Source organism: Microcoleus sp. FACHB-1515 (genome assembly GCF_014696105.1).
Lineage (GTDB): Bacteria > Cyanobacteriota > Cyanobacteriia > Elainellales > Elainellaceae > JAAUTJ01.
Window position 1 is genome coordinate 70054 of the sequence record NZ_JACJPO010000015.1, and the last position, 18106, is coordinate 88159.

The window sequence follows — 18106 nt, forward strand, 5'->3', positions numbered from 1 at the left end:
AATCAATTGCCTCCTTCCGGGGTTAGCAAAAAACTACTGGCCGCGCGTCGTGCCGCGATCGAGAATTTGTTGCGTTTCGCGCCCGGGCGTGTAGCTGTAGCCAAACACGGCGCGATCGCTGTCGTCCAAAATCTGCGGCGTCAGCAGAATGATCACCTCGTTGCGCTGATTTTCGCGCTCGGTGCTTCTGAAGAGCGCACCCAAAAGGGGAATGTCGCCCAAGATCGGAATTTTGGTGACGGTGGTTTGGTCGCGCTCCTGGATGATGCCCGAAAGGATCAGCGTTTGGCCGTCGCGAACTCGGATGCGGCCTGAGTTGAGTTCTCGCACTGCCAGCAGATTAATCTGGGTGTCTTGAAATTCGCGGGTGTCGGCGATCGAAGTAACCCTAGGAATAAGCGTAAGCGTGACAAAGCCATTGTCATCAATGCGATCGACTCGAACAGATAACCTGACACCCGCTTCATCTAGCGCAAGCTCCGTTGTGGCCCGCCCTGTCTCATCATCAAAGGTCGTAATGATGTTGATGGGAACCTGCTGCGTCAGTCGTACAACAGCTTCTTGGCCTTCTTGCACCACAACGGTCGGATCGGTGAGAATCTTAGCGTTGCCGCTGATGATCTGCGCCTGCAAGCTGGCTAAGAAGCGAGTCGGATAGCGGAAAAGCTGCGGTAGGCCAAACGTGGTTTGGCCTTCTTGCTGCTCGGTGATGCCTGGAAGGAACGGATTGTCTTCTGTGCCAAACGGCGGACGAGCTTGCGAATCTGGGTCGCTGAAGGCGGCATCGTCGTTTGGATCAATAAACGGCTCCACGTCATCCACACCGGGCGGAAACGGAGTCGCGGTAATTGGCGGACTCAGCCGACTGCCCGTGACATCCGCCTGACTCGGCGGATTGACGCCCCCAAAGTTAAAGCTGGCCGCACCGCCATCACTGGTAAAGAAGCCATCACCCACACCAAACGAAAAGCTGGTGCCAAAATCTTCAGTTGCCAGCAGGTTGACATCCACAATCCGCACGTTGACGGCAACCTGACGCTGGCGCAAATCAAGCTGCGCCAAGATTTCCGAAGCAAGCTCGACTCGGCGCGGTGTCCCGATCAAGGTGATCGTGTTGAGGCGCGTATCGGTCGTGACAGATAAGCCTTGCAGCAACAGTGGTGCGTTGCCCTGAGTCGCTCGCAGGTTCAAAATTTCTGGTGTTCGCAATTCGATCGTTCGGGCGGCGGCTCCTTCGCCAACTGTTTGAATCTCAACGCGGGTAATCGGAATTTGCGTTTCGGCTCCCTGCGCCGTCAGCACGTTGGCGGCATCGTTGACGCTGACCTGGTTGAGTCGCAAGCTGCGGGCGATCACGTTGCGGGCGGCATCCGGCAGGCGCGGTCCCACAAAGATCGTGCGGCCTTGGCGATTTGCTTCCAGTCCGCTAATCCGCAGCACGTAGTTAAACACGTTTTGCACCGGTTCGTTCTCAATGTCCAGCGAGATGCGCGTGTCGCCGCCTTGTCCGGCTGCGCCTGCCTGAGCTGGATCGATTACGCCTCCGGCAGCATCTTGGCCGACAGTTGGACTGATGTAGGCCACGTTTAACCCGGCAGCGCGAGCCAGCAGCGAAAGCACATCGCGAACGGGCGCATCGCGCAGCACCAAGCGCGGCACCAATTCACCCGTGCCCAGATCGATCGCCTCTGAAGACGCATCCACGTTCGAGACGGCAATATCGCCCAAAGGCGGCGCGATCGCTCGTGATTGAAGCGGGGGTGTATAAGCTCCCGTATTCAACGGAGCCGGAATCGGCACACCATCAATGCTGATTCCGGGGTTGGGCACAAGAACATCGGGCGCGGGCACTTGGGGCGGAATGGCCGGAGCAGGTGCTTGAGCGGGAGGTGGGGCTTGGGCGATCGTCGCTTCGGGCAAAGCAGCGGGCGCGGGTGGCCCAACTGGAGGCACGGCAGCACTGGGCGCAGCAGCACCAGAACTGGGCAGAAGGCTGAGGACAACGCCCGCATCCGACTGGCCGATTTGCCCAACCGGAGCGCCTGCCTCGCCATTGACCGTAATCCGCACGCTGTTTTCGTCAAGCTGGTTGACGACGACCGAGCTGATGCCGGGAGCCGGATTGTTTTGCAAAAAGCCGTTGCCCTGCGGTAGACGTAGCTGCGTATTCACCACATCGGCAATTAAAGCGTTGCCGCGACTGACGGTGAACACCTGCGGGCGATCGCCATCTTGTGTTTGCAGCACCAAATTGACGCCGCCGTTGGCAGGGCTAAGCTGCACTCCGGTAACCTGTGTGGCTTGTGCCCAAGCGGGCTGCGCGGCAAACAGTGCGATCGCACTGCCCACCATGCTTTGAAGTCCGAGTCGTTTCACAGTTCACTCCTCCTTATCATTACCAGGCGATGAATCGAACGTGGCCTACGGCGCGGGAGACGCAGCAGGCGATGCGGTTCCGTCTGCCGGAGCCACCGTGCCATCAGCGGGAGCCGTACCATCAGCCGGAGCCACCGTACCATCAGCCGGAGCCGTCCCGTCTGCCGGGGCGGGTGATGCTGCGGGTGTTGGGTCGGTCGGCACTAAACCGATCAGTTGAAACGAAGTGGTGATTCTTGTTTCGGGCTGTCCGGTGGGCGTCAGGCGGCCTTGCGAATTGAGGCGGATCGCCTGCGTTGCCGAGTCAAGCTGCGAGTTGAAGTTCCGCACAACCAGCAGCGGCTGCAACCGTTCGATGTTGCGAATAATCGATTCGGTCTGCGCGTAGCTGCCTTTCATTTCCACGTCATACACGCGAGCGTTGATGCGGTTGTTCATCTCTGGCCCCAGCGAACCATCGGTCACAACGCCCGACTGTTCCTCATTCAAATCGAACTTGGACAACGTGGCGCGGCGATCGGGGTCTTGAATGCCCGCATTCACCGCTTGCACCCGCGCATTGATATCGAGCAAGAGCGTATCGAGACTTTCTTGGTTGGCAAACAGCGTCCGCACGTCGGCGTTTAGCTGCTGTTCGCGCTGCAAGTTGGCTCTGGCTTCATCAAGGCGGCGCTGAATTTCGGCGCGATCGACCAGTTGCGATCGCTTGGTGTCAGCTTCTTGCTGAAGCGCCTGATTTTCTTGCCAAGCGGGTTGCACCAGTCGGGTGAGCAAAAATGCCGCCAGCCCAAAACCCGCCAGTGCTGCCAGAACACCGACGACCGGAGGCGTCATCCGAATGCCAAAGACGACGGGAACATTTGGCTGCTCCAGCGTGCCGTCACCAGGGGGAATGTAGTCGCCAGCCGTCATGGGGTTAATACTCCTTTATTACGCAAAGCTTCGATTCGAGCCGCCAGCCCAACGGCCAAGTTGCGCTCCAGGTCTTGCAGCAGTTCGGAAGCCGGAAGGTCAGTCAGCGTACTTTCGATGCGATACTGCACGACCTGCGGCAGCGTCACTTGAATTTGACCGGAATTGCTTTCATCGGCAAATTGAATTTGCGTCGGGTTGTCGATCAGCGTGGCAGACACCAAGCGCGTGTTTTCAGCTTGCAAAAACGGCGATCGCTGCAAGGTCAACAAAAAGTCATTCACGTCGGAAAACGATCGCGCCTGTCCGACAACGGCGATCGTTGAAGGCGGCGGTTCGGGAACGGCAGGCGCAGCGGCAGGCGATGAGCCATCAGTGGGCGTGGGACTCGCTTCGGGCGTGGGAGCCGGAGCAGGTGCGGCTTCTTGCGTTTGTTCAACTTGCGACAACTGCACGCCTGCGGGCACTCGACCTTGAATATCTTGCAAAATCGCCGACCAGGGTTTGATGCGATCGAACACGGTTGCCAAGGCTTGCGAATCCGTTTGCAGAGCGGTCACCTGCGCGTTAATCGCATCCACATCTGATTGCAGCGCCTGCACGGTGGCAAGCTGCGTATCAAGCTCGGCAATTTCCGCTCGCAGTTCGCTATTGCGGAAGTTCAAAAACGCCCAAGCTCCCAAAACCAGCGCCAGCGGAAATACGCCAGCCGCCAAGCCCAGATAAACTGGACGCTGATTTTGGCGCACTTGCTGAGTCGGCACATAGCTCGACTCGACGGGGCGATCGGTGCGGTCTTTGAGGAAATTAATGTCCAGACTATACATAACGATTTTCTCTTTGGAACTACCACGCCTCTCGCAAACCCAGCCCCAGCACAACCGCCAAGCTTGGCCGCTGCGTGGGCGCAATTTCCTGATCGGTTTCCAGTGAAATTGCCGCGATCGGATCGACCTGACTGGCAGGCAAACTGAGCCGCTGCGAGAAAAATTCATCCAACTGCCCGATCGATGCACCCGGTCCGGCCAGCAACAACTGCGCCACTTCGAGATTTTCCCCTTGGTTGAGATAGAAATCGATCGATCGGCGCAGTTCGTCGGCCAGTTCGCCCAAAATTCGCAGCATTGCCGCCGTTCCCGGATTCGTACCGCCCATTTTGGGCACGCCCACGCTGTCCATTGGCGTAATTGGAACGGTCATGCCTTGCAGCAAATCGGTGTTGCGCGAGGGCGGCAGATTCATCGCTCGGCTGAGGGCGCTTTGAATTTGGTAGGTTCCGATCGGAACGGTGCGCGAAAATTGCGGCACGCCGTCCACAACGATCGAAATTTCGGTGTTTTCAAATTCGATATCCACGATCGCAGCGGCTTCTTGCGGCGTGAACTGTCTGAGTTGCTCGCGAATGGTGCGAATCAAAGCAAAGCTGCTAATTTCCAAAATATTGATATTAATGCCTGCTTGCTGAAACGTGCTGATGTAAGAATCGGTGACTTCTTTGCGCGTGGCAACGAGCAACACCTGCACTTTCTCAATGCCGTCATCATCCACAAAAAAGCCGAGTTTTTGATAGTCCACATCGGCTTCTTCACGCGGAAACGGCAAATACAAACCCGCCTCTTGGTTCAGCACCATTTCGCGCAGTTCGCGATCGTCCAGTTCAGCCGGAACCGGAATAATCCGCGTCACGGTGTCACGCCCGCCCGGAATTGCCGTTGCTGCCTGCTTGACTTTGAGTTTGCTCGCCGCCATTGTGGACTGCAAAATGTCGGCCATCGTTGCCGAATCGAGAATTTGCCCTTCTTGAAAGACGCCTTCGGGCACTTCGGCAGAGGCCAGCGTCACAAGCTGAAAGCCTTGGCCTTTGCGCTTGAGTCGGGCGATATTGACTCGCTCAGGCGTGAGTTCAATCCCGACACCTTTGGCTTGATTGGGAATCAGACCTTTGAATCTGCTAAACACCGTTTTGTCCGCTCATTGAGAAATTGGAAAGCGACCTGCAAGCACTCAAACCTTATCGTTCGCAAATCATGCTCAGATATGGTATCTCACTTTAATTCAACTAACGAAGATTGCGATCGCTCAGTCGCAATCGATTTGATCTTTGTGAATATCCACCGCCAGATTTCACCGGGACTTCGTTTTGCAATCGCCAGCGGGGATCGCAGCAACCGCTAACTACTTTAAGTTTTGTCCGGATCGTTTCCCTGCCGCTGTCCTAGCGTTGCTCGTTTGGCTCGAAGCCTGACCGACCGTAGTGATAGTGTCGGCTGATTGAGTCGCAAACTGGGTCAACTGCATTTCGATCGCGCTTCGCCGCTGCTAGAAAATATTTTGTCAGAGCAAAAAGGCGATCGATTCTTGCTTGGCGAACAGTTTGCTTTGGCGGATGAATTGGGGGCAGCGACCGGATGCGACAAATGGCACAGGCGATCGATCAATTCAGCGGCAGCATGAATACTTTATTCCTCCTTAAAAACAGTTAATTTTACCTGCAATATTACCCACTCTTTTTACAAAATGAGTACAATTGGACAAAATTTAGCAGAAATAAGGGACATTGACGCAAACAATCTTCCCAATTTGCAATTTTTTTGGCAAAAAAGAGAAAAACATTTCCAATCAGCCTCAAGCGATCGCGATTGGCCTTAGAAAAACACCACCGATCTACAGGATTGAGCGATCGATCGCTGCTTGCAATTAGCGATCAAAAGCAATCGACTCGTTGCAAGCGAGCAACTGAATCTTTGACCTGAAATTAGATTGGAGCGGACAAGAACGCAAGTCCCCGAACATAAAGTTTTGCTTAAAGTAAAAAAACATACATTTCATTCCGTGTTGAAGCGTTGTCTAGAATTGAAATTTAGCCAATGCTGATTGAATCGGTGTGCAGTACAAATTTTTCGTCCGGGCACGAAATATCATGCTTTGACAGAATCATGCCTCTGACCCAGCTTGACGTTAAATTCGGCATGACGCGATCACAGCAGCAGCTAGGGAGTTGAGCAGATGGACTTTTTGACAATTTTGCTTTCTGTTTTGATCGGCCTGGTCGCTCCAGTCGGTTTTGTCAGCGATCGCCTGCTCGAAAATCAAATTCGCCAGCAGTTTGACTCGGTTGAAGATTTGCAGGTTCGTGTGGATAATCGGCCAACCTATCAACTGCTGCAAGGCCGAGTCGATCGCATCCGCATTGCCGGAAGCGGCTTGTCGATCGAGCCGTTGCGAATTGCCACACTCGAAGTTGAAACCGATCCGATCGCCGTTGATCTCGGTGATGAACTGGAGTTGAAAGAACCGCTACAGGCTGGTGTGCGAATCGTGTTAACAGAAGCAGATATCGAGCAGGCGTTGCGATCGCCGCGAATCCGCAACCTTTTGAACGATCTCAACCTGGGCGAACTGGGCGGCGCAGAATATCAAATTCGCAATCCGCGCCTTCAGCTTTTGGCAGGCGATCGAATTCGGCTGCGAGCAATTTTGCAGCAGGAAGATTCATCCGAGCAGCTAGCGATCGATTTGCGATCGGGAATTCGCGTTGTTGCAGGTCGGCAATTGCAGTTTGATTCACCGACCGCAACGCTGAATGGCGAATCGATTCCCGATCGCCTTGTCGAAGGATTTGCCAGCGGAATTAGTCAGCGCTTTGATCTGCAAAACTTCGAGGAAGCTGGCCTGACTGCTCGCATTTTGCAACTAAATATCAGCGAGGAACGAATCGAGCTTGCGGCTTTTGTGCGGATTGAACCGGAATCAGATTTGCTAGGACAAACGGCGATCGAACCTCTGACCGCAGCGCGATAGTTTCCACCGTGCAACTGTTTACAATTTCAGGAATCAAAGGTGGCATCGCTGTAATTAACAGTTCGATCGTGTTAGGAGTTCCTTCGATGCAAGACCAACATTCCGATTCGCCATCTCCTCGCTTCGGCTGGCTACGTCGATCGCCGTTTAGCCTGGCTGCCGCTGTGACTGCGATCGCGCTGGCAGGCGGCAGCGGCACAGCTTGGTGGGTGATGAACTCCGCAAAAGCGCCCGCTCCTGTCGTCAGTCCGACTGCACCCAGTCCGCAGGCGATCGCACCGCCTGCCCCTGCCGCGCCTCAAACCTCTTCAGAACCTGGCATCGCTCAGTCGCCCACTGCCCCAACTGCTACGCCTGCCGCCCCAACAGCAGAACAAACCGTTCAGGTTTACTGGCTCAAAGACGAAGGCGGACAGCTTAAATTAGTTGCCGCTCCGATCGCCGTGACCGCCGAGCAGCCTGAAGCCCGCTTGCGATCGGCATTAGAAGCTTTGCTGAACGATGCTCCTGCTTCCGATGCTGCCTCAACGATTCCGCAAGGCACGCAGCTACGCAGCGTTGAAATTCGACCCGATGGCGTTCACGTCGATTTGTCGGCTGACTTTAAAGTGGGCGGCGGCAGTACGTCGATGAGCGGACGACTGGGGCAAATCGTTTATACGGCCACAACGATCGATCCGGGTGCAAAGGTGTGGATTTCGATTGACGGTGAACCGCTCGAAGTGCTGGGCGGCGAAGGTCTCATCGTCGATCAGCCGATGACCCGTCAAAGCTTTGACGAGAATTTTGTCCTGTAGCGATCGAAGTTAGCCTGCGATTTCAGAATCGATCGATTGCGATCGCGTCGGGCGTCGCAGGTTGAAATAGAAAATGAGGGCAAGAAATAATGCCGTTCCAATAAAATAGCGAATCGCTTCAGGAATGGCAGGATTGGGTGAAACAAATCCTTCAATGATGCCTGCAACAATTAGCATCGGCACAATTCCATAAACAAGCTGGGCTGCCTGCAATCCATAAACGCGAACGGCATCTTTGCGGCGCAGTTTGCCAGGAAACAAAATGCCTCTGGCAATTAGCAATCCGGCTGCACCCGAAAGGAAGATGGCAGGCAGTTCCAGCGAGCCATGCGGAAACACAAACGCCCAAAACGGATAAGCCAAATTGCCTTGACTCACGAGCGTAGCGATCGCCCCAATCAGCAATCCGTTCAAAAATAAAACAAAGATTGTAAACAGTCCCAACGTCATGCCGCCCGCGATCGCCCGAAAGCAAACTGCCAAGTTATTCACCATAATTTGACTCGATGCGGTTGGCTCATTTCCTAAGATCGATCCCATCCACAGTTCGCGATCGTCACGCACCTGAGAAATTAACCGTTCGGGCACAATCAACGGCATAAAATTTGGATCGCGCCACGAAAACCACCAGGCAATTAAGCTTGCGATCACAAATATTGCAGTGGCGATCGCAATGTATGCCCAAGACTGCCGCACCACAGCAGGCAAACCCCAGCGGTAAAAGTCTTTGACTGCCGCCCATTCTTGCCTGCGCGATCCTTGATACACCTGACTGTAGCTGCGGGTTGTGAGCAGTTGCAAATCGTGAATCAGCGTTTCACCCACCTGATGCGTGCGGGCGCGGGCGAGATCGGCAGAAATCGATCGATACAAACTGGCAAGCTGCTTAATCTCTTCAGTTTGTAGCGACTTTAGCCCCTTTTTCTCGACCTGTGTTAGCAGGGCGTCAAGCTGTTTCCAGTTCGGCTCGCGGCGGGCAATCCAACGTTTAACATTCATAACAATTTTCGGGTTCGACGATCGCCTAGCCTAAGATAGCATCAACCGATTTTGAGTCATACCGCGATCGCAACAGCAAAACCAAGCATTCCAGTTCAGGTTCGCTGATGAGAAAGCGAGCGAAATCAACAAGCAATTTCAGGAACATTCACCAATGTCAATGAGTTCCGGATCTTCTTCACTTGGCCCCCTGAGTGTTGGAAATGTGGTTAGCGCAGGAGTCCGAATTTATCGATCGCACTTGCAGCAGTATTTCAAGCTTGCACTCTTAGCTTATGTGTGGCTAATTGTACCAATTTACGGCTGGGCAAAATACTCTGCAATTAGCGGTCAAATTTCGCGCCTTGCCTTTCAAGAACTAATCAATCAACCTGAAAGTAACGAGCAGTCCCGCAACCATACCAATCCGCGCATGTGGAGCTTCTTGGCAGCAGGAATATTAGTCGGATTGCGGCTGATTGGAATCTATCTTTTGCTGGCAATTGCGATCGGTATTCTGCTGGCTGTTGCAGGCGCACTAATAGCAGTTGCTCCACTCTTTGGAATTGTCGGCGCACTTTTGATAGTTGCTGCGCTCGTTGGTGGCATCATTTTCTTCATTCGATATTATTCGCGCTTAATTATTACCGAAGTGCCGCTAGCTGTTGAACCCAACCTGACTGCTTCATCTGCAATTCGCCGCAGTTCAGATTTAACCGAAAGCTCAGTGGGTCGCATTCAATGGATCATTGTCGTGGCGTTTCTCGTCACGCTGCTGCTCAACGTTCCGCTGCAAATTGTCAGCTTTGTGATTCAGGGCGCACAAGCCGCAAATCCCGAAAGCGCCTTGATTGCCATTCTCTCGATTGTCTTCTTTGTGGTGAGCATTTTGTGTGGCGCACTGCTGCTTCCGTTTTGGCAGGTGATCAAAGCTGTGATTTATTATGATCTTCGATCGCGCCGAGAAGGATTAGGATTGGAACTGCGCGATCGCAAACGCTAAAATTACTTTGCTGCTATGCGCTTTTTCAATCAAATTCGTCTGCAAACGCCAGAAAGCGTTGAACTAGAATTGACGCTGGCTGGCATTGGCAATCGCGCCCAAGCGCTCTTTATCGACTACTTGATTTGGGGCGCTTCTTTGCTGGTGGTGCTGTTGGCCTGGGGCATCGTTTCAACCGGATTACTGTATTCTTTGCCGAATGACAATGCGGCGCAGCTTTGGCTGGGCGCGATCGCTCTGCTGTTAGCCTTTGTGGTTTACGTTGGCTATTTTGTGTTTTTTGAAACGCTGTGGCACGGCCAAACTCCAGGCAAGCGCTACGCCAAAATTCGCGTGGTGCGTGAAGATGGAAAACCTGCCGGACTGTCGCAGGCCACCATGCGATCGCTCTTGCGGCCTGTCGATGATTTGCTGTTTATTGGAGCGCTGCTGATTGTGTTTACCAATCGCGAAAAACGACTCGGCGATTGGGCAGCCGGAACGATCGTTGTTCAAGAAGAAAGACCTGTTGCCGCCGCAAACTTTCGGATTTCAGAATCAGCACGAATGCTGGCCGATCGATTGCTGCTTGAAGCCGATATTAATCAGCTACAGCCCGACGATTTTGCCGTGATTCGTAACTATCTTCAGCAGCGATCGCAGATGAATGTGCAAGCTCAAACTGAACTCTGTTCGCGTCTCGCCCAACAGTTGCAAGACATCATTCACTTTGATAAAGTAACCGATCCAGAATTATTTCTAGAAGCTGTTTATCTGGCCTATCAGCAACAGTCATAAACGATCGGATTTGCGGCTACAGCGATCGCCAAATCTTGCTTTAGACGGTTTAGCCCCCAAACCTAGGACGGATCTCAGCACTGGTGCACAATCGATACCATTGCAACAATAAAAGCATCAACTTGAGGACGATCGAAATGAACTTTTCTGCTGAAGCAATTTACGGCTGGTATCGCAATCTAATTCGCAATCCGAAGTATCGCTGGTGGGTGATTTTGGGAACGGTAGCCTATCTGCTCAGCCCGATCGATATTTTGCCCGATGTAATTCCCGTGATTGGTCAGATTGATGATGCGGTGATTGTGACGGCTTTGGTGGCGGAAATGTCACAACTGCTGTTTGCTCGCGCGAAGTCCGGCAAGTCTACCCAGACAACTGCCCAAACGACTGATGGCAAATCGGTTGATGTGAATGCGGTGGAAGTGTAGACGACTCGATCGAAAATTAATGCGAAAAGGCAGGAGGAAAAGTGATCCTTCTGCCTCTTTTATTGCTTGATCGATCGCACAAAGTCATACAGCCGATGCGCCATTTCCAGCTTGCTGCATGGTTCGATCGCCACCTTGCGCCCTTGCCGATCGAGCAAGACGGCTTGATTACGATCGCTGCCAAAGCCGCTGTTCGGCAAATCGATCGGATTAGTGGCGATCGCATCAAGATTTTTGCGCTCCAGCTTTTCCAGAGCAGGCGTGATGATGTCACCGCTTTGGGCTGCGAAGCCGATCAAGCGCTGATTCGGGCGTTTGCGCTTGCTTAAGTTCGCCACAATATCGGGAACTGAAGCAAGCGGTAGGCTCGCGGGCAGCGATCGCTTGGGCAGTTTCTCCGCGCTGTAGGTGTCCGGACGGACATCCGCAACCGCAGCAGCCATCACGATCCAATCAGCATGATCGAACTGCTGCTCTAAAGTTTGCTGCATTTCGATCGCGCTGTCTGCTTCAATCAGATGCGCGTCGGGAATCATCGCAAGCAGTTTGGCAGCAACCGCAGCATGAACCAGCGTCACTCGCGCTCCGCGATGCAGCGCCGCCTGTGCCAAAGCGATGCCCATTTTCCCCGTTGCCGGATTGCCAATGAAGCGCACCGGATCCAGAAATTCGCGAGTGCCACCTGCGCTAATCAAAATGTGTTTTCCTGCCAAATCCCGCTGTCCTTGCGCGTAGAGCAGCGATTCGAGGTGCGCCTGAATTTCAGTCGGCGACGCCATTCGACCAGAACCAACGCGATCGCACGCGAGCAATCCGCTTCCCGGCCCAGTTGAGTGATAGCGCGGATCTTCGAGCAGTAAATCCCAATTGCGCTGTACCGATCGCTGCTGCCACATATCCGTGTTCATGGCAGGCGCGAGCAAAACTGGACAGGTGGACGCAAGAACAATGTTGGTTAAAAGATTGTCGGCCATGCCGTAGGCGAGTTTGCCCAGCGTGTTTGCGGTGAGCGGAGCGATCGCCAGCACTTCCGCCCATTCGCCCAGTTCCGTATGCAGCGGTTTTCCGTGATGCGGCTGCCAAAAATCAGAATCGCTGTAGGCAGAATGGCGGCTCAACGTTGCAAAGGTCAGCGGTGTCACAAACTGCGCCGCTCCATCTGTCATAACGACGCGCACATCTGCCTCAGACTGCGCCAGATGAGAAACGACCTGACAAACTTTGTAAGCGGCGATGCCTCCGCCGACGCCAATCAAAATGCGTCTACGCAACATGAAAATCGATTGAGAAACGGAAGATCCAATCTTAATGCGTCGCTATGAGCGATCGAATCTTCCGTTCGCGCTATGCCCAATTGACAAGGCTAGAGTGTGTTTTCAAAGGCAGTGAGCCTCCCCAACCCATAAAAAGGAGGGAGCCGAACCACCGCTCAAAGTCCCCTTTTTTGAGGGGACAGGGGGATCGATCACACAATCCTCTTCTTTGAGATCTGTTAAAACGCGCCCTAGGCTTCGTCGTAGGCTTCTAAATCCAGCAGGTGCATGTATGGCTCAACCAGTTCTGGACGGCGAAACGCGATCGCCCGCAGTCGATGCCAGTCGTTTAACCCTTCAAACGGATTGGTGTATTCGTCGCGATCGAGCCGCTGGGCAATTTCGGCCACTTCGACGATCGTGATCTGCGTGACTTCCTGTTCCGAAATAATTTGCGTTTTCATGTCTTTGCCACCGCCCCTAGTTCAATCATGCCTCCGACTTATCATCTATGCTAATCCTTGTCACCTGTCGAAAATACGGTTGTTTTCATAAAGTTTTGCACGATTTGTAAGACGATTGGGCGAATTTCATGACCCATCTCAAACTCTTGATACTCCACTGGCGCAGCAATTTCCGTTAGGCGATCGCGCATTTGAATGGCCGATCGCAACGGCACCACGTCATCTTGTCGCCCGTGAACGATCAGGATTTTCCCGATCGCGGAATTCACGGAATCGATCGGACTGTGCATATAGCCGCTCAAAATCAGCAGTGCCGCGAGGGGAAGTTGCGACCCAACATCCAGCGTCATTGCGCCACCTTGTGAAAATCCGGCGAGGACGGTGCGATCGAGCGGAACCCCGGTTTTTTCCTCCAGCGATAGCAAAAATTCCCGCAACTGCTGCCGACTTTGCTGCAAATCTGGCTGCTGCTGAAAGGCTGGATTGCTCAAAAAGCTGTATTCGCTTGGAAAGCCGTACCACATCCGCCCCACTTCCGAATAGGAATGCTGAAACGGCGCTTCGGGAAAAATCAGCGTGTGATTGGGCAAATCCAAAAACTGCGCCAGTCCAACTAAATCCTGTGAATTTGCGCCCCAGCCGTGCAGGGCAACGAGCAAGCCTTGCGGATTTTCGACGGGAATCGCGATCGCCTGTAGTGTCAAGCGGTTCTCTCCAAAGCAACATCACCATTTTGCGGCACGGGTGACGGGATCGATCGCGCTTCCCTTATCGTTAAATATGCGGAAGTAAAAGATAAAGTTGCCATGTCGCGTTTAGCCCTTTTGAGTACGTCAGATAAAACCGGAATTGTCGAGCTTGGTCGCGCTCTGGTCGAAGAATTTGGCTTTGAGATTATCAGCAGCGGCGGCACGGCGGCAGCACTGAAGGCGGCGGGCGTTCCGGTCACGAAAGTTTCGGACTACACCGGATCGCCGGAAATTTTGGGTGGGCGAGTGAAAACTTTGCATCCGCGCATTCACGGCGGCATTTTGGCAAGACAAGATTTGGCGGAAGATCTAGCAGATTTGGACACCAACGATATTCGTCCGATCGCGCTGGTCGTCGTCAATCTGTACCCGTTTGAGCAAACGATCGCCCGTTCCAACGTCAGTTTGGCAGAAGCGATCGAGCAAATCGATATCGGTGGCCCGGCCATGATTCGAGCAGCGGCCAAGAATTTTGCCCATCTCACGGTTTTGTGCAGTCCAACGCAGTACGACGAGTATTTGAATCAGCTAAGGCAGCATTCCAATCCGACGATCGAATTTCGTCAAGCCTGTGCGCTGCGGGCGTTTTCGCATACGAGCCAGTACGATGCGGCGATCGTTTCTTACCTCAGCTCGCAAGATGCAGCAGAAAATGCGCCTGCGACGTTTAGCTTGTCGGGGGCGATCGTGCAAACCTTGCGCTACGGGGAAAATCCGCATCAGCCCGCCGCCTGGTATCAAACCGGAGCTACCCCTTCTGGCTGGGCAGCAGCGGAAAAAATTCAGGGCAAGGAACTGAGCTACAACAATTTGGTTGATTTGGAAGCGACCCGCCGCATCATTGCGGAATTCACTGACCCCGCAGCGGTGATCGTCAAGCACACAAATCCTTGCGGCGTGGCTCTGGGTGAAAGTCTGAGCGAAGCGTATGAGAAGGCGTTCAATGCCGATTCCACTTCGGCATTTGGCGGCATTGTGGCCTTGAATCGATCGATCGATTCCCCAACTGCCACCGCGCTCACCAAAACCTTCCTCGAATGCATCGTCGCGCCCGATGTTGAGCCGGAAGCCAGAGAAATTCTTGCCGCCAAATCGAAACTGCGCGTCTTGCTGCTGCCCGATTTGAATCGCGGCGAACCGCAGACGATTCGATCGATCGCAGGCGGCTTTCTTGTACAGGCCAGCGACGACCAGCCGATCGATCCCGCCAAGTGGCAAGTCGTCAGCGGTCAGCCCACCGAGATGCAAATGGCCGAATTGATCTTCGCCTGGAAAGTCGCCAAGCATGTCAAGTCGAATGCAATTGTGGTGACGAGCGATCGCACCACACTGGGAATCGGAGCCGGACAAATGAATCGCGTCGGCTCAGTGAAACTCGCTCTGGAGCAGGCGGGCGAAAAAGCCAAAGGCGCATTTTTGGCAAGCGATGGCTTCTTCCCGTTCGATGATTCGGTTCGGCAGGCAGCAGCAGCGGGGATTGCGGCGATCGTTCAGCCCGGAGGCAGTCTGCGCGATGCGGATTCGATCGCGGCAGCAAATGAGCTAGGGTTAGTGATGATACTGACAGGCGATCGACATTTCCTGCATTAATTGCGATGACCACTGTACTCCCCGACTTTGATCAGCTTGGCGAAATTGCGGTTACGATTTTGCTCGATGGCGGACATCAACACACGATCGTGCTGCCGCCGGATGCACCGTTGCTACAGCAATTATTTGAACTGGTGATCGATCGATCGCCCAATCGTTTGCCGCAGGTGATTCAATTACCCATACAAAATGGACAGGCGATGCTGTGTTTTCCGGGCGATCGATTGGTGGGATTGGTGACAAATCCGCCGATTGTAATTCAGCCACCGGAGGAACAACAGGAGCGGGCGATCGCAAACGATCTAATTTCAAACTATGTGCAGCTTGACCATTTTTTGACGGAAAAAGAACAGCGTCGCCTGCTAGAGTTCGTGATCAAACAAGAGAAAAACTTTGTTTCTACCAGCACTTCAACAGGCGATTTGGAATATCGTAAATCCGTTGTACTGCACAATTTTCCTGAATTTGCCGACCTGATTTCGCGGCGCATTCAAGCGGTTTTGCCCGATGTATTTACCAAAGTGGGCATGACGCCGTTTCCAATTTCGCAAATTGAAGCGCAACTGACCGGACACAACGACGGCAACTATTACAAAATTCATAACGACAACGGCAGCCCCGATACGGCAACGCGCGAATTCACCTACGTCTATTATTTCTATCGTGAACCCAAGGCATTTTCGGGCGGCGAACTGCGAATTTATGACAGCAAGATTGAGAACAATTACTATGTGCAGGCCGACACCTGCCACACGATCGAACCGCGCAACAACAGCATTGTTTTCTTCCGCAGTCGCTATCTGCATGAAGTGCTGCCAATTCAATGCCCGTCTCGCAAATTTGCCGACAGTCGCTTCACAATCAACGGCTGGATTCGCCGCTAATTTTCGCTGACAAAATGGAATTGCTGCATTCGTTTGGACTGGCGTGATGCTTTTTCGGTGTCTCCGTTAAAGTGGAATCGTGCAGATCTCGCGAGGATATGATGATGCGATCGAATGGCTCAATCACTCGGTTCACTCAAGCCGTCTTGCTGTTTGCTCTTACAGGTTGTGCCACTGCGCCCGCGATTCAAAACGCTGCACCACCTTCCAATGCTGCACCGCCTACGGCTTCTCCGCCTGATGCGATCGCGCAGGCTCCTCAATCGGTTCGCGCGGTCAAGGTGCTGGAAGGATTGGAAAATCCTTGGGGCATGGCGTGGCTTCCGGATGGCGCGATGCTGATTACCGAGCGTCCAGGACGGCTGCGAATCGTGCGCGACGGCAGACTTGACCCAAATCCAATCGCAGGTGTGCCAAATGTGTTTGCCCAGCGGCAAGGCGGGCTGATGGATGTGTCTGTGCATCCGCAGTTCGCGCAAAACCAACTGATTTACTTCACCTTTGCCGACGGCACTGAACAGGCCAATCGCACTCGTTTGGCTCGCGCTCGGTTTGACGGGCGATCGCTCCAGGATGTGCAGGTAATTTTTGAGGTGACGCAGCCGAAACCGGACGGACAGCATTTCGGCTCGCGCATCGCTTGGCTTCCGGATGGAACGATGCTGGTGTCGATCGGGGATGGCGGCAATCCGCCTGTTGCGATCGAAGGAGAACTGATTCGTCAGCAGGCGCAAAACCTGCAAAGCCGCTTAGGAAAAATTGTCCGGCTCAACGACGACGGCTCGATTCCGTCTGACAATCCGTTTGTGAATGGAGGTGGCGATCGCGCCATCTGGAGCTACGGCCATCGCAACATCCAAGGACTCGCCGTCGATCCGGCCACGAATCGCGTTTGGGCAACCGAGCATGGAGCGCGGGGCGGCGACGAACTCAACCTCGTGCAGGCCGGAGAGAACTACGGCTGGCCGCTGGTGACGCACAGCCGCGAATATTCCGGCGGCGAAATTTCCCCGGATCGATCGCGTCCCGGACTGGTTGACCCCAAACAGGTCTGGTCAACGATCGCCCCTTCTGGCCTGATGGTTTACAGTGGCGATCGCGTTCCGGCGTGGCAGGGCAATTTGTTTGCAGGCGGCTTGGTTTCCCAAGATATTCGCCGCATCGAAGTGGACGCCGCAGGCAACGTGGTCAACGAACAAACGATCGCGATCGGCCAGCGCGTCCGCGACGTGCGCCAATCGCCTGAGGGGGAAATCTACGTGCTGACGGACGCGCCAAACGGCCAACTGCTGCGTCTGGAACCGAGCTAGTAGCCGCCCAGTAAGCCGCGCTGTTTGGCTCGCTGTTCTGCCCAGCGGAAAATCGCTAGCCCGATCGCAAAATAGGCGAGTCCGTTGGCGAGCGCAATCAGGACGTTTTGCGGATCGATCGCCGCTTGTTTTGCCATCAAATCGCGCAGCAAATCGGCACTGGGAATCATCGGCAACAGGCGGCTAAAAAGGCGAGCCGCACCTCTCCAGGTTTCGGTCGGCGTTGCCAGCAAAAACAGCAGCACAAACTGAAACAGTCCCAAAAGCTGCTGAATCTGCTTGAACAGCAAGGCGCACGAGCCGATGATGAACGCCAAGCCATAAGCCGCCAAAATCATGCTGACAAGGGGAAAAATTAACGTCGGCGGAAAGTTCAGCCGACTGCCCGTCAGTCCCAAAATGATCAGCAAGATTGTCGCGATCACCAGCAGACGCAGGCCGAGGCTGGCGATCGCTCGTGCCAAAAACACACGTGGCGCTCCAAATGGCGACAGAAACACCTGCTCCAGCGTTCCGGTCTGCGCCTCGACCTGAAGTCCCAGCGAAATATCGCTAATGATGAAAATCACCAGCGTCCACAGCACATAGCCCACAACGATCGCATCGAGTCGATCGCCCACTTCAAACGCAGATCCGGCAATGTAGCCTGCGCTGAGAAACAATCCGTAAAAGACGATCGTGGTGATCAAAATGCCGCCGATCGCTTCAAGCGGGTAGCGAATAAATTGAGTCCAGTTGCGTCGCCATTCGGCCAAAAGCAAATCGATCATGGAAATTAAGCCGT

At 53.9% G+C, this 18106-nt stretch carries 18 protein-coding genes; 9 read left to right on the forward strand and 9 right to left on the reverse strand.

What is annotated here, in order from left to right; all coding sequences use genetic code 11:
* Positions 1-33: 33 nt before the first annotated feature.
* The 4 genes from H6F67_RS03735 to pilM are packed head-to-tail and all read right to left on the reverse strand — an operon-like array spanning position 34 to position 5247.
* Entirely contained in the window at positions 34-2376 is a 2343-nt protein-coding gene (locus H6F67_RS03735) for an AMIN domain-containing protein (protein WP_313926755.1), read from the reverse strand.
* Between the two features lie 45 nt (positions 2377-2421).
* Complete coding sequence (locus tag H6F67_RS03740) at positions 2422-3288, reverse strand: hypothetical protein (RefSeq protein ID WP_190763447.1); 867 nt, start codon at positions 3286-3288, stop codon at positions 2422-2424.
* Positions 3285-4115, reverse strand: coding sequence for a PilN domain-containing protein (locus H6F67_RS03745; protein ID WP_190763449.1), 831 nt, complete (start codon positions 4113-4115; stop codon positions 3285-3287). The genes H6F67_RS03740 and H6F67_RS03745 overlap by 4 nt, the downstream gene beginning before the upstream one ends.
* Positions 4116-4134: 19 nt before the next feature.
* Entirely contained in the window at positions 4135-5247 is a 1113-nt protein-coding gene (gene pilM / locus H6F67_RS03750; RefSeq protein ID WP_190763451.1) for a type IV pilus assembly protein PilM, read from the reverse strand.
* 312 nt (positions 5248-5559) lie between these two features.
* Here pilM and H6F67_RS03755 point away from each other — a divergent pair, with 312 nt between their 5' ends.
* From H6F67_RS03755 to H6F67_RS03765, 3 genes are all read left to right on the forward strand, one after another.
* The gene (locus H6F67_RS03755; protein ID WP_190763454.1) at positions 5560-5742 is read left to right on the forward strand and encodes a hypothetical protein; all 183 of its coding nucleotides are present in this window, start codon (positions 5560-5562) and stop codon (positions 5740-5742) included.
* A gap of 552 nt (positions 5743-6294) precedes the next feature.
* Positions 6295-7089, forward strand: a complete 795-nt coding sequence (locus H6F67_RS03760) for a DUF2993 domain-containing protein (protein ID WP_190763456.1) — start codon at positions 6295-6297, stop codon at positions 7087-7089.
* Between the two features lie 86 nt (positions 7090-7175).
* Positions 7176-7886 carry a GerMN domain-containing protein gene (locus tag H6F67_RS03765; protein WP_190763457.1) on the forward strand — a complete coding sequence of 237 codons (711 nt, stop codon included), beginning with the start codon at positions 7176-7178 and terminating at the stop codon, positions 7884-7886.
* A 9-nt stretch (positions 7887-7895) separates the two neighbouring features.
* On the opposite strand, the gene H6F67_RS03770 is transcribed toward H6F67_RS03765, so the two are convergent.
* Positions 7896-8885: a stage II sporulation protein M gene (locus H6F67_RS03770; protein WP_190763459.1), complete on the reverse strand. Its 990-nt coding sequence runs from the start codon at positions 8883-8885 to the stop codon at positions 7896-7898.
* Between the two features lie 160 nt (positions 8886-9045).
* Here H6F67_RS03770 and H6F67_RS03775 point away from each other — a divergent pair, with 160 nt between their 5' ends.
* From H6F67_RS03775 to H6F67_RS03785, 3 genes are all read left to right on the forward strand, one after another.
* Positions 9046-9867, forward strand: coding sequence for a hypothetical protein (locus tag H6F67_RS03775; RefSeq protein WP_242020481.1), 822 nt, complete (start codon positions 9046-9048; stop codon positions 9865-9867).
* Positions 9868-9882: 15 nt separating this feature from the next.
* Positions 9883-10644: an RDD family protein gene (locus H6F67_RS03780; RefSeq protein ID WP_190763463.1), complete on the forward strand. Its 762-nt coding sequence runs from the start codon at positions 9883-9885 to the stop codon at positions 10642-10644.
* 137 nt (positions 10645-10781) lie between these two features.
* The gene (locus tag H6F67_RS03785) at positions 10782-11072 is read left to right on the forward strand and encodes a YkvA family protein (protein WP_190763465.1); all 291 of its coding nucleotides are present in this window, start codon (positions 10782-10784) and stop codon (positions 11070-11072) included.
* Positions 11073-11131: 59 nt separating this feature from the next.
* Here the strand turns inward: H6F67_RS03785 and coaBC are convergent, their stop codons facing one another.
* The 3 genes from coaBC to H6F67_RS03800 form a co-directional block, all read right to left on the reverse strand.
* A complete protein-coding gene (gene coaBC, locus H6F67_RS03790; protein ID WP_190763467.1) occupies positions 11132-12346 on the reverse strand; it encodes a bifunctional phosphopantothenoylcysteine decarboxylase/phosphopantothenate--cysteine ligase CoaBC in 1215 nt (404 codons plus the stop codon).
* A gap of 230 nt (positions 12347-12576) precedes the next feature.
* Positions 12577-12789: a DUF2555 domain-containing protein gene (locus H6F67_RS03795; protein ID WP_190763469.1), complete on the reverse strand. Its 213-nt coding sequence runs from the start codon at positions 12787-12789 to the stop codon at positions 12577-12579.
* Positions 12790-12839: 50 nt separating this feature from the next.
* Positions 12840-13493 carry an alpha/beta hydrolase gene (locus tag H6F67_RS03800; RefSeq protein ID WP_190763471.1) on the reverse strand — a complete coding sequence of 218 codons (654 nt, stop codon included), beginning with the start codon at positions 13491-13493 and terminating at the stop codon, positions 12840-12842.
* 102 nt (positions 13494-13595) lie between these two features.
* Between H6F67_RS03800 and purH the strand changes: the two genes are divergently transcribed.
* The 3 genes from purH to H6F67_RS03815 all read left to right on the forward strand — a co-directional run bounded on the left by purH (position 13596) and on the right by H6F67_RS03815 (position 17322).
* Positions 13596-15128, forward strand: coding sequence for a bifunctional phosphoribosylaminoimidazolecarboxamide formyltransferase/IMP cyclohydrolase (gene purH, locus H6F67_RS03805; RefSeq protein ID WP_190763473.1), 1533 nt, complete (start codon positions 13596-13598; stop codon positions 15126-15128).
* A gap of 5 nt (positions 15129-15133) precedes the next feature.
* Positions 15134-16012 (forward strand): 2OG-Fe(II) oxygenase, encoded by an 879-nt coding sequence (locus H6F67_RS03810; protein WP_190763475.1) that lies wholly within the window; start codon positions 15134-15136, stop codon positions 16010-16012.
* Positions 16013-16110: 98 nt separating this feature from the next.
* Positions 16111-17322, forward strand: coding sequence for a PQQ-dependent sugar dehydrogenase (locus H6F67_RS03815; RefSeq protein ID WP_242020482.1), 1212 nt, complete (start codon positions 16111-16113; stop codon positions 17320-17322).
* On the opposite strand, the gene H6F67_RS03820 is transcribed toward H6F67_RS03815, so the two are convergent.
* Positions 17319-18092 carry an ABC transporter permease gene (locus H6F67_RS03820; protein WP_190763477.1) on the reverse strand — a complete coding sequence of 258 codons (774 nt, stop codon included), beginning with the start codon at positions 18090-18092 and terminating at the stop codon, positions 17319-17321. The two genes, H6F67_RS03815 and H6F67_RS03820, sit on opposite strands and share 4 nt — an antisense overlap.
* Between the last annotated feature and the right edge of the window lie 14 nt (positions 18093-18106).